We start from the raw sequence: 11,993 nt of genomic DNA on the forward strand, positions 1-11,993 counted from the left end.
AAAAACATGGATGTTTTTGACGAGCCTACAGGGATGTATTCACGGCGTGTCCCGCAAACCCACCCCGGCGCGACCGAATACGGAAGCCAGTGACCGCCGGCTGTTCGCCAAAAACCAACAGCAGCCGGGCAAGCCCGGCTCTACGTAGTGCATGCAATTGCAGTGCGCATGTCCGCGGCAATCACGCGATCAGATCACCAGCCGAACGTCGCCGTCGCCATCACCGTGCGGCCGCTGCCGTAGTAGCAGGACGAGACGCCGGTGCAGGTGGAGACGTAGCGCTTGTCGGAGAGATTGCTGGCGTTGAGGGCAAGTTGCACGTGGGTGCTGCCCAGCTGGCCCAGATCGTAGCGGATGGCCGCGTCAAACAGGGTGTAGGACGGAATGCGGTACAGGTTGGCGCTGTCGCCGTAGCTTTCGCCGTTGTAGCGCGCGCCGGCGGCCAGGCTCAACCCGCGCAGTGCGCCGGCCTGGAAGGTGTAGTCGGCCCAGAACGAGGCCGTGTAGTCCGGCACCATCGCCAACTGCTTGCCGGCGTAGGCGCTGGAACGGATCATTTCCGAATCCATCCGCGAGGCTGCACCGATCAGGCTGAAGCCTTCGAACGGGGTGATGCGGCCTTCCAGTTCGATGCCGCGCACGCGGCCTTCGTCGCCCTGAATCGAACACACCGTCGTGCCCGTGCTGCCGCAGTTGCGGTGCGCCGGATTCGGGTCGTCCACGATCATGTTCTGCTGGCGCAGGTCGTATGCCGCCAGCGTCAGCAGGCCATCGACATTCGCGGGCTGATACTTCAGACCTGCTTCCCACTGTTCGCCGGTGACCGGGTCGAACGCGTTGCGTGTGAAGCTGTCCAGCGGTGACTTGGTCGACGGCTGGAACGACTCGGCGTAACTCACGTACGGCGTCAGCCCGTTCTCAAATACATACAGCACGCCGGCACGGCCGGTGAACGCCTCGTTCTTGATCACATTGTGCGGGCCTGGCTGGGAAATGCCGGTGGCAATGTTACGGGTCGCGCTCAGCGTGTCGTCCTTGGTCCAGTCATAGCGACCGCCCAGGGTGAAACGCCAGTTCGCCACCGCCAGCTGGTCCTGCAGGTACACGCCGCTTTGGCGGTTCACGCCCGCCGTCGGGGTTTCCGTGCTCACCGTGGGCTGGTAGTTGTAGTACACCGGGTTGAACACATCGATCGCGCGCGGGTTGGTCATCGCACTGCGCACGCCTTCCCAGTCGGCCCGTTGCCAGTCCCAGCCCAGCAGCACGGTATGGTCCACCGCACCGGTGCTGAAGCGCGCCTGCAGACGCGTGTCGAAGGTATCGCCGTCCGAATCACCGGTGCCCTGCACGCCGCGGCGGTTCTGGGTGCGGCCATCGGCGTTCAGCGCACCGAAGGTCACCACGCCCCGGTACAGCGAATCGACATGGGTGCGGCGCGCGTTCTGGATCAGGGTCAGGTGGTCGTTGAACGCGTGTTCGAACATCCAACCTGCTGTCCACAAGGTACGGTCGAAGGTGTTCCAGCCTGGCTCGCCGATGAAGGTGGTGTTCTTCATGTAGCCGTACTGCGTCGGCTGCAGTGTGCTGGCCATCGGCAGGAACTGGTAGGTCGAGCCGCCGTCGTCCTTCTGGTACATGCCCAGCAGGGTCAGGCGCGTGCGCTCGGCAATCTGCCAGGTGTAGCTCGGGGCCAGGAACCAGTGTTCCTGTTCGGTATGTTTGATCTGGGTGTCGCCGTTGCGGTACAGGCCGACCAGCCGGCCCAGGTGGGTGTTGTCAGCAGTGCCGGCACCGATGTCGAAGGCCGCGCTGTATTGCCCGTTTGCATCCACGCCGAGGCGCAGCAGCTGTTCCTGGTCCGGCGTCGGGGTCTTGCTTACCTGGTTGACCATGCCGCCGGGGGCCATTTGTCCGTACATTACTGCGGAAGGACCCTTCAATACTTCCACGCGGGCGAGGTTCCAGCTGTCGAACATGCTGCGGTTCCACTGGCTGCCCTGCGGCGCGCGCATGCCGTCCAGCGTGACATTGTTGGCCCAGCTGCCGGCATCGAATCCGCGGATGCGGAAGTCATCCACGCGGTTGTCGATGCCGCTGCTTTCCAGGCTGACGCCGGCCACGTAACGCATGGCGTCATTGAGCGACTGCACGCCGCGCGCGTCCAGTTCCGCACGTTCGATCACCGACACTGACTGTGCGGTTTCCGCAATCGCGGTGCTGGTCTTGGTCGCACCACTGGTGCTGTTGGTGGTGCGGTAGGCGTTGACCTGGACGCTGTCGAGATCGGTCGCGTTCTGGGCGAAGGCGACCGGTGCGGCCACGGCCAGTACGCAGGCAAGTGCAAGCCGGTTGGGGTTCAACCGAGGGGAACGGGCAGGGGAGAAAGACATGGGGCACTCGATGTTCGGAAGGGGCGCAGGCGCTGGCCTGTGCGCGCGAACCGAAGCGGCTACCAGCGTCGAAACCGTCGTGTGTACGACGTTGCGTGACGTATTTTAAAAGTTAAATCGGCATGATGCAATTGCGACCTATTCGCATATACAAAAAGCTGGCACCGGCTGGCTGTTGCATCTGCTACGCCTGTCAAGCGAACTGATTGCCTGTGTTCCATAGATGGATGCAATGATCGCTTGCATCCCTCAATTAGAGGTCTAGAATGCGCTCCATACCCCGGACCTGAACCGAAATGACCTTGATGCCGCTCCTGACGTTTTTTACCCAGAACCGCGTTCGCGCGGAACGGGCGCGTCTGCCTTGCGGCTCAGGCGGTTGACCGGATAGCCGGTCACCCCTCAGATCCCAGACAGAGCGCCCACCGGGCGCTCTTTTCGTTTCAGTCCCACCGTTTCATAGATGACCAAGGAGAACGTGCCATGCACCTGATCGCCGAGCCCCAAACCTGGCCGCACGCCCGATAGCCAATGACGGCGTGCGGCTCTTCCAACGTTGGCAACGAGATCGCATTCCATGAACACCCAGAACACCCTCAACCTCCGGCGCAACCTTGGCATCATTGCCCATATCGACGCCGGCAAGACCACGCTCACCGAACGTCTGCTGTGGAAAACCGGCGAGATCCACCGCGTGGGCGAAGTCCACGACGGCGCAACCACCACCGATTTCTCGGCGATCGAGCGCGAGCGCGGCATCACCATCGGTGCCGCCGCCGTGCAGGCGCATTGGGCCCCGCGTGACCAGCCCCTGCATCACCTGACCCTGATCGACACCCCGGGCCATATCGACTTCGCCATCGAAGTGGAGCGCTCGCTGCGCGTGCTGGATGGCGCGGTGGCGGTGTTCTCCGCCGTGGACGGCGTGCAGCCGCAATCGGAAACGGTGTGGCATCAGGCGCGTCGCCATGGTGTGCCGCTGATCGCGTTCGTCAACAAGATGGACCGCATCGGCGCGTCGTTCGAGCGTGTGCTGGACCAGCTTCAGGACAAGCTGCAGGCGCGGCCGTGGGCGCTGGGCGTTCCGATCGGTGCCGAAGCGGCCTTCACTGGCTGGGTCGACCTGGTGGATCGCAGCGTGGTGCGCTGGGACGAGGCCGGTACGCCGACCCGTACCGGCTGGAGCCCGGACGAACACGCGCAGTGGGAGCCCGAGCGCGCGCGCCTGGTCGAATCGGTGGCCGACCACGACGAGCTGCTGGCGGATCTGTGGCTGGGGGGCGGTGACATCGGTGCGCCGGCCCTGCGTGCAGCGCTGCGCCGGGCCACGCTGGCCGGTGCCGGCGTGCCGGTGCTGGCGGGTGCGGCGTTCAAGAGCAAGGGGATTGAAACCCTGCTCGACGCCATCGTCGATTACCTGCCGGCACCGGAAGATCGGCCGGCGGTGGTCGCTGAAGACGCCCAGGGTGAGGTGGTGCTGCCGCCGGAGGCAACCGGTCCGTTGGCGGCGCTGCTGTTCAAGATCACCCACCAGCATCACGGTGCGCTGAGCTTCGTGCGCCTGTACTCGGGCACGCTGAGGGTGGGCGATACGCTGGCCAGTTCGCAGCATCCGCAGGGACGGCGGGTGAGCCGGCTGGTGCGCGTGCAGGCCGACCAGACCCACGACATCCAGCAGGGCGTGGCCGGCGACATCGTGGCCGTGCTTGGCTGGAAGGATGCAGTGAGTGGTGAAACGCTCAGTGCGCCGACCCATCCGCTGCGGCTGGACGCGATCCAGGCGCAGCAGGCGGTGCTGGCGTGGCGTCTGACCGCGGAGAAGGCGTCTGACCTGATCCGCATCAGCCAGGGTCTGGCCAGCCTTGCGCAGGAAGACCCGTCGTTCCGCGTCGGCACTGATGCGGACACGGGTGAAACCCTGGTCTGGGGCATGGGCGAGCTGCACCTGGAGGTGATGGTGGAACGCCTGCGTACGGAGTGGAACGTCAATGTGCGTACCGGCGCGCCACGTGTGGCCTATCAGGAAACGCCGAAGCAGGTCGTGCGTGCGGTGGAAGGCAAGGTGGTCAAGCAGACCGGCGGTTCGGGTCAGTTTGCCCGCGTGGTGATCGATGTGACCCCGCGCGATGATGGCGAGGTCGGTTTTGAAGATCGCACCGTGGGCGGGGTGATTCCGCGAGGGTTTGTGGCGGCGGTGGAGAAGGGCGTGCGTGCAGCGCTGTCGGAAGGCCCGCAGGGTCACCCGGTGGTCGGCCTCACGGTCACCCTCACCGATGGCCAGACGCATGCCAAGGACTCCTCCGCCATGGCCTTCCATCGCGCCGGTGTGGAGGCGGTCAAGGCCGCGCTGGCCCAGGCCGGCACGCGTCTGCTGGAGCCGGTGATGGAGATCGCCATTCATGTGCCGTCGGTGCATGTCGGTGACGTGGTCGGCGACCTCAACCGTCGCCATGGGCGGGTGTCGTCGATTGATGACCTGGGCGGTCGTGCCGAGGTGGTCGGACTGGCACCGCTGGCGCAGTTGTCGGGTTACACCACGGCGCTGCGCTCGTTGACCCAGGGACGGGCGTCGAGTGATATGCGTTTCACCGGGTATGAAGAGGTACAGGCCGCATGAAGCGGGGAGGGGAGCCGGGTTGCCGGCTCCCCTTTTTGTTTGGGGTTCCGACGACACGCATGGCGTGTCGTTACAATGGGGCAACACTGCAACTGGAACATCGCTCAATGGCCACTTCGCATTTCTATCCGGTGGGTACGCCCGGCCAGCCTTGGGGCGACGACGAACGCACGCAGTGGCGGCAGCGACAGATCGTCCAGCGCAGCCATGCGCGTGATGTGGTTGAGGTGCTGCAGGATCTGCCTGGCACGCTTGAGGTGGTGCAGTACGGTGAGCTGGAAACTGGCCCCGACCGTTACCCGCTGCTGGCCGTGGTCAGCCGTGACTGGGACGAGGCGTTGCCGACCGCGCTGGTCACCGGTGGCGTGCACGGCTATGAAACCAGTGGCGTGCATGGTGCGCTGCAGTTTCTGCAACAGCACGCCGGCGATTACTCGGGCCGGCTCAATCTGGTCGTGGTGCCGTGCGTGTGTCCCTGGGGCTACGAGCGTATCCAGCGCTGGAACCATGATGCGGTGGATCCCAATCGCAGCTTCCGTAATGGGGGGCTGATCGTGGAGTCCGCCGCGCTGATGAACTGGATCGATGCGCAGGGCGTCAAGCCGCTGGTGCACCTGGACCTGCACGAAACCACCGACAGTGACGCACATGAGTTCGATCCTGCACTCGCTTCGCGTGATGGCAAGGCCTGGGTGCCGGAGACCATTCCGGATGGGTTCTACGTCATCGGCAACAGCGAGAACCCCGAGCATGCGTTCCAGAAGGCATTGATTGCCGCAGTGGAGCCCATTACCCACATTGCACCGGCGGACTCGCAGGGGCACCTGGTGGGGCTGCCGCTGCAGTCGCACGGGGTGGTCTGGGGCGAATCGCGCTCGATCGGGGCCTGCGCCGGTTTCACCGATGCCCGCTTTGCCACCACCACCGAAGTCTATCCGGACAGCCCACGCACCAACGCGGCCGAATGCAATGCGGCGCAGGTGGCGGCGGTGCGTGCCGGACTGGATTTCGCGCTGGCGGCGCGCTGATTCGTGACCGCCCGCACTGCGAACGGTGCCACCCCGAATCCGGCGGCGGCCGACGACGGTGACGCGCTGCACTTCTGCAGCACCTGTGCCTTTTCTGAAGCCTGCATGTCACAGGGGTATGACAAGCAGGCGCTCGGTGAGCTGCACGTGCTGGTGGACCACGTCGGGCCGTTCAAGGCCGGCGAGTATCTGTTCCGCGCCGGTGATCCCTTTGATGCCATTGCCGCAGTACGTGCGGGCATGGTCAAGACGTTTCTGGTCGACAGTCAGGGGGTGGAGCAGGTGCTGGGCTTCAGCCTGCCGGGCGAGGTAATCGGGCTCAACGCCATTCATGGTGCCCGCTATCCGTGCAATGCGGTCGCGTTGGATACCGTGTACCTGTGCCGCTTCTCGTTCCCGAAGATGAGCGTGCTGGCCGGCCGCATGCCGGGGCTGCAGGCGCGGTTGTTCAGCCTGCTCAGCGCGGAAATCGGCAAGGTCACCACGCTGGCGGCCAATCACCGGTCGGATGCACGCCTGGCGGCGTTTCTGCTGGATCTGTCCGCGCGTTATGCGCAGCGCGGCTTTTCGGCTACGCGTTTCAACCTGACCATGACCAAGCTGGACATCGCCAACTACCTGCGCATGGCCCCGGAAACCGCCAGCCGGGTGCTGCGTCGGTTCAGTGACGAGCAGCTGATTGCGGTGAACCAGCGCGAGATCGTGCTGCTGCAGCCCGAGCGCCTGCACGCGCTGGCAGACGCGGCCCCGTAGAGCGGGGCTTGCCCCGCTGCTTCTCGCGGTATCGCCAAGAGCAGCCGGGCAAGCCCGGCTCTACATGTCCCCGCCATCGTCGCCACTCCGTTGGCAGTCGGGCAGGTCAGTAAAGCTCACAGTGCAATCGGCCCTGCTCGCGCAGCAGACCCCATGTATCGGCCTGCCCGAACGCCGCCGCACCCAGCTGATTGATGGTCTGCTGCAAGGCACCGTCCAGATGCCGCTTGTTGCCGCACAGGTACAGGTGCGCACCACGCTCAATCAGATCGACCACCGATCCGGCCTGCTCAGCCAACGCGTGCTGCACGTAGTATTTCTCACTGCCGTCGCGTGAGAACGCGGTGTGCAACCGGGTGATCCAGCCTCGTTCCTGCCAGGCCTGCAGCTGCGGCTGGTACAGGAAGTCCTGGGCGCGATGCTTCTCACCAAACACCAGATGCACTTCACGCGGTGTTCCGGCGCTGACCAGTTCCTCGACCAGTCCCATCAGTGGCGCGATGCCCGTCCCGGTGCCGACCATCAGCAAGGGGGCTGCGCTGTCCGAAGCCAGATGGAAGCCGGGATTGGAGCGGCAATACACCTTCGCCGTGACGCCGCCGTGCACGAGACCGGACGTGGCGGTGCCCACGCGCTCGCGCCCGTTGCGCAGATAACGCACCTCGCGGATGCACAGACTGACGCTGTCGCCGCCGGATGAGGCAATGGAGTACGCACGCGGCAGACACGGCGACAGCCGTTCCAGCAGCGCCGCCAGCGGTACGCTGTCGGGAGTGGCGTGGTCGCTCAGCACGTCCAGAAGGTCGGCACCGTGCAGATAGGCCTCCAGCGCGGTGCGCTGGCTGGATTTGAGCAGGTCTTTCAACATCTCGCTGCCGCTCATGCGGGCCAGATCGCGCAGCAGGCCCTTGCCCAGCTGCCGCAGCTCACGATGGCGCAGCAGCTCGACAGCAGCGGGGTCGCCGTACCAGTCCGCCAGCGCCTGCAGCAACGCCGGGTCGTTCTGCGGCACCACATGCAGGGTGTCGCCGGCACGCCAGTGCATGCCGCTGCCCCGCAGGTCCAACTGCACCTCCCACGCGGCGGGATCACTGAGGCTGAGCCGCCGGCGTTCGATGATCGGTGCCACAAACGCATCGTCGGCGTTGTAGGCGCTGACCTGCAGGTGCAGGTCGCGACCCGCGTCCGGGACACCATTGAGCACCTCGCCCAGCACCGGTGCCCACTTGGCGAAGAAGCCTTCATACCCGGCATCCGCATCCACACGCTGCAGCAGCGGTTGCGCCTCTTTTTCACCCAGAAGGGCATCGAGTGCCTTGGTGAAGCCGCAGAACCGGGGGTAGCCGGTGTCGCCCAGGCCGAACACCGCATAGCGCAGCCCGCGCAGTGCAGGATGCTGACGCAGCGCGTCGGCAAAGCGCTCCGCGTTGGCCGGCGGCTCGCCGTCACCGAAGGAGCTCGACACCGCCAGCAGCACGTCGCCCGCGCCCAGCCCGGCGACGTCGATGTCGTTGAAGGGCAGCACCTGCGGCGCGTGTGCGGTCAAGGCCGGAAACGTGCCCAGGCGCAGCGCCAGGGCACGGGCATTGCCGGACTCGGAGCCGTAGCCCACCAGTACGCGGCGGATCGAAGACATGGTCAGGCGGCCTCGTAGAAGTCGTCGAACTTTTCCTTGCTGAACTCCACCGCATCGAACTGCGCCATCAGGTCGTTCACCACCCGACGGATGCTGATGTAGCCGTTGATCCGACCCGCGTCGTCGAACAAGGGCTGTACTGTTGTGTCGACGACATACAGCACGCCGCCCTTGCCGAGGTTCGGCACGATGCCAGTCCATGTCTTTCCGGCTTTGATGGTGTCCCACATGTCCTTGTACACGGCCTTGGGCACATCGGGATGGCGCACCATGCTGTGCGGCTGGCCGATCAGTTCTTCACGCTTGAAGCCGGTCAGGGTGCAGAACAGATCATTGGCATAGGTGATGTTGCCCTGCAGATCGGTGGTGGAGATGACCATCACGTTCTGTACGGCATCTAGCAACTGAGCGGTGCTGGGTTGATAGGACATCGGATCTTCCTCGGGGGTGGACAGTGATTTCGGTGGCATCAGCATGCGCAGCCGGCCGCATCGACGACATGACATTGGTCAAGCCGGTCCCAGCCTGGCCTGCGGCACGGTGTCGCAGGGGCGCTACCGTAATTTCCTGCGTAGAACTACTGACGCCGCGCGGGGAGGGTTCCTGCATGATCGGCAGGACGTCCTTGCTGAATACCGGTGGCTGCCATGAATTCCACTGTCGTCAAGATGACGCGCGCCCAGCTCACGGCCATGGTGGTGGGTGGCATGATCGGCGCGGGTATCTTCTCCCTGCCACGCACCTTTGCCGGCGCAACCGGGCCGCTCGGTGCGGTGGTGGCCTGGCTGATCGCCGGGCTGGGCATGTACACGCTGGCCCGGGTGTTCCAGATGCTGGCCGAACGCAAGCCGGCGCTGGATGCCGGCGTGTTTGCCTATGCCAAGGAAGGATTCGGCGACTACCCCGGCTTCCTGTCCGCCTTTGGCTACTGGATCGGCAGCTGCATCGGCAACGTGTCCTACTGGGTGCTGATCAAATCCACGCTGGGGGCGTTCTTCCCCGTGTTTGGCGACGGCAACACCGTGGTGGCCATCCTGGTCGCCTCGGTTGGCATCTGGCTGTTTCATTTCATGATCCTGCGCGGCGTGCAGCAGGCGGCGGCGATCAACAAGATCGTCACCATCGCCAAGGTGATTCCGATCCTGGTGTTCCTGGCGATCATGGCGTTCGCCTTCAAGATGGATATGTTCCAGTTCAACTTCTACGGCGGCGACCTCACCGGCAGCATCTTCGAGCAGGTGCGCGCCACCATGCTGGTCACGGTGTTCGTGTTCCTGGGCATCGAAGGGGCAAGTGTCTACTCGCGCTACGCGAAGGACCGCTCCGACGTGGGCGCTGCCACCGTAACGGGTTTTCTGGTGGTGACCACGCTGATGGTGCTGGTCACCCTGCTGCCGTATGCGGTGGTTCCCCGGGCGGATATTGCCGCCATGCGGCAGCCCTCGATGGCGGCGCTGCTGGAGGCGGTGGTCGGGCATTGGGGGGCGGTGTTCGTCAGTGTGGGCCTGCTGGTCTCGGTGCTGGGGGCCTACCTGACCTGGTCGCTGATCTGCGCGGAGGTGCTGTCGGCGGCTGCGCGTACCCGTGACATGCCCAAGGTCTTCGCGCGTGAGAACGCCAACGGGGTGCCATCGGCCGCCCTGTGGGCGACCAACATCATCATCCAGCTGATTGTGATCAGTACGTACTGGTCGCGCGATGCCTTCTCGCTGATGCTGAACCTGACCAGCGCGATGTCACTGATTCCGTTCCTGCTGGTGGCTGCATATGGCCTGCAGGTCACGCGGCGGGGCGAAACCTACGACGTACGCCCGCAGGAACGCAACCGCGACCTGATACTGGCCGTTGTGGCCACGATCTACACCGTGTTCCTGCTGTACGCGGGCGGCATTGAGTTCATCGTGCTGTCGGCGGTGCTGTATGCACCGGGCAGCCTGCTGTACCTGTGGGCGCGGCGCGAGCAGGGCGCGCGGGTGTTCAACAAACCGTCCGACGTGGTGATTCTGGCGCTGGCGGTGATCGCGGCAGCAGTGGGCATCTACTGGATCGCCACCGGCTACATCCAGATCTGACCCCGCACACCGGTCCCTGTCACGGCGATGAGCCCGCCCTCCGACCGCCGTACCTTGAGCCTGCTCGAGCTGACCGCGCTGGTGGTCGGCTCGATGATCGGGTCGGGCATCTTCGCGCTGCCGGCTGCATTCGCCACCCGCACCGGCATCTATGGTGCGCTGCTGGCGTGGGCGATTGCCGGCACCGGCATGCTGATGCTGGCGCTGGTGTTCCAGTCGTTGTCACGGCTGAAGCCGGAGCTGGATACGGGCATCTATGCCTATGCGCGGGCCGGCTTTGGTGATTTCGCCGGGTTGCTGTCGGCGGTGGGCTACTGGCTGGGGTGCTGCCTGGCGGATGTAGCCTGCCTGATTCTGATCAAGGCCACACTGGGGCTTTTCTTTCCGGCGTTCGGCGACGGCAGCAATGTGCTGTCGATCGTGTGTGCGTCGCTGCTGCTATGGGGGTTCCACTTCCTGATTCTGCGTGGAATCAAGGAAGCGGCATTCCTGAACACCATCGCGACGGTGGCCAAGCTCGTCCCACTGGCGGTGTTCGTGGTGTTCGTGGTGCAGGGCGTCCGCGCCGATGTGTTTGCATGGAACCTGTGGGGCGGGGACGCGCCCGGGGCGGACACCCTGCTGCGACAGGTGCGCGGCACGCTGCTGCTGACCGTATTCGTGTTCGTCGGTATTGAAGGGGCCAGCGTCTACTCACGCTACGCGCGACGTCGCGAGGATGTGGGCATTGCCACAGTGGCCGGGTTCCTGGGTGTTCTGTGCCTGCTGGTGATGGTGACGGTGTTGTCCTACGGCATCCTGCTGCGCCCGGATCTGGCCGCGCTGCGCAATCCCTCGATGGCCGGGGTGATGGAGGCGGTGGCGGGGCGCTGGGGCGCGGTGTTCATCAGCATCGGGCTGCTGGTGTCGGTGCTGGGCAACTACCTGTCGTGGTCGTTGCTGGCCGCAGAGGTGCTGCATTCGGCCGCGCTCAACGACGCCATGCCGCGCGCACTGGCCGGTGAGAACCGGGCCGGGGTGCCGAGCACCGCGTTGTGGCTGACCAACGGGGTGATCCAGCTGTTCCTGCTGGTCAGCTGGTTCGCCGAATACGCGTTCACCCTGGCCCTGATGATGACCAGTGCGATGACGCTGGTTCCCTATCTGCTGGTGGCGGCGTATCAGTTGAAGCTTTCCGCATCCGCCTCCCGCATGCGCTGGATCGCCGGCGGCGCGACCTTCTACACCGCGGCGATGCTGCTGGCCGGGGGCAGTCGCTACCTGCTGCTGTCCAGCCTGCTGTATCTGCCGGGCGCGCTGCTGTTCTGGGCGTGGCAGCGGCATCGCGGCATGGTATTCCGCCCCGCCGAGACACTGGTGCTCGGGCTGCTTGCCGGCATGGCAGCCGTGGCGGCGTACGGGTTGGTCAGCGGACGGCTGCAGCTGTGAACGTGCCGGCGCGGACGCGCGTGCCCTCCTGGCTGGCAAACGCGGTGCGACCGTGGCGCGGGCCGTTAT

Annotated in this window: 8 protein-coding genes; 5 read left to right on the forward strand and 3 right to left on the reverse strand. The window is 65.1% G+C overall.

Annotation, left to right across the window (positions count from 1 at the left end):
- Positions 1-194: 194 nt before the first annotated feature.
- Entirely contained in the window at positions 195-2,390 is a 2,196-nt protein-coding gene (locus PDM29_RS16875; RefSeq protein WP_311191210.1) for a TonB-dependent siderophore receptor, read from the reverse strand.
- Between the two features lie 577 nt (positions 2,391-2,967).
- Between PDM29_RS16875 and fusA the strand changes: the two genes are divergently transcribed.
- The 3 genes from fusA to PDM29_RS16890 all read left to right on the forward strand — a co-directional run bounded on the left by fusA (position 2,968) and on the right by PDM29_RS16890 (position 6,788).
- A complete protein-coding gene (fusA, locus tag PDM29_RS16880; protein WP_311191211.1) occupies positions 2,968-5,007 on the forward strand; it encodes an elongation factor G in 2,040 nt (679 codons plus the stop codon).
- 107 nt (positions 5,008-5,114) lie between these two features.
- On the forward strand, positions 5,115-6,035 hold the full coding sequence (locus PDM29_RS16885; RefSeq protein ID WP_311191212.1) for a M14 family metallopeptidase: 921 nt from the start codon (positions 5,115-5,117) through the stop codon (positions 6,033-6,035).
- A 3-nt stretch (positions 6,036-6,038) separates the two neighbouring features.
- Positions 6,039-6,788, forward strand: coding sequence for a helix-turn-helix domain-containing protein (locus PDM29_RS16890; protein ID WP_311191213.1), 750 nt, complete (start codon positions 6,039-6,041; stop codon positions 6,786-6,788).
- Between the two features lie 106 nt (positions 6,789-6,894).
- Here PDM29_RS16890 and PDM29_RS16895 read toward each other — a convergent pair whose 3' ends face one another.
- The gene (locus tag PDM29_RS16895) at positions 6,895-8,424 is read right to left on the reverse strand and encodes a flavodoxin domain-containing protein (protein ID WP_311191214.1); all 1,530 of its coding nucleotides are present in this window, start codon (positions 8,422-8,424) and stop codon (positions 6,895-6,897) included.
- Between the two features lie 2 nt (positions 8,425-8,426).
- On the reverse strand, positions 8,427-8,855 hold the full coding sequence (locus PDM29_RS16900) for a PAS domain-containing protein (RefSeq protein WP_311191215.1): 429 nt from the start codon (positions 8,853-8,855) through the stop codon (positions 8,427-8,429).
- 216 nt (positions 8,856-9,071) lie between these two features.
- On the opposite strand from PDM29_RS16900, the gene PDM29_RS16905 reads away from it, so the two are divergent.
- On the forward strand, positions 9,072-10,496 hold the full coding sequence (locus PDM29_RS16905; RefSeq protein WP_311191216.1) for a basic amino acid/polyamine antiporter: 1,425 nt from the start codon (positions 9,072-9,074) through the stop codon (positions 10,494-10,496).
- A 27-nt stretch (positions 10,497-10,523) separates the two neighbouring features.
- Positions 10,524-11,924 carry a basic amino acid/polyamine antiporter gene (locus PDM29_RS16910; protein WP_311191217.1) on the forward strand — a complete coding sequence of 467 codons (1,401 nt, stop codon included), beginning with the start codon at positions 10,524-10,526 and terminating at the stop codon, positions 11,922-11,924.
- The last annotated feature ends 69 nt before the right edge of the window (positions 11,925-11,993 follow it).

This window comes from Stenotrophomonas oahuensis (assembly GCF_031834595.1).
Classification (GTDB): domain Bacteria; phylum Pseudomonadota; class Gammaproteobacteria; order Xanthomonadales; family Xanthomonadaceae; genus Stenotrophomonas; species Stenotrophomonas oahuensis.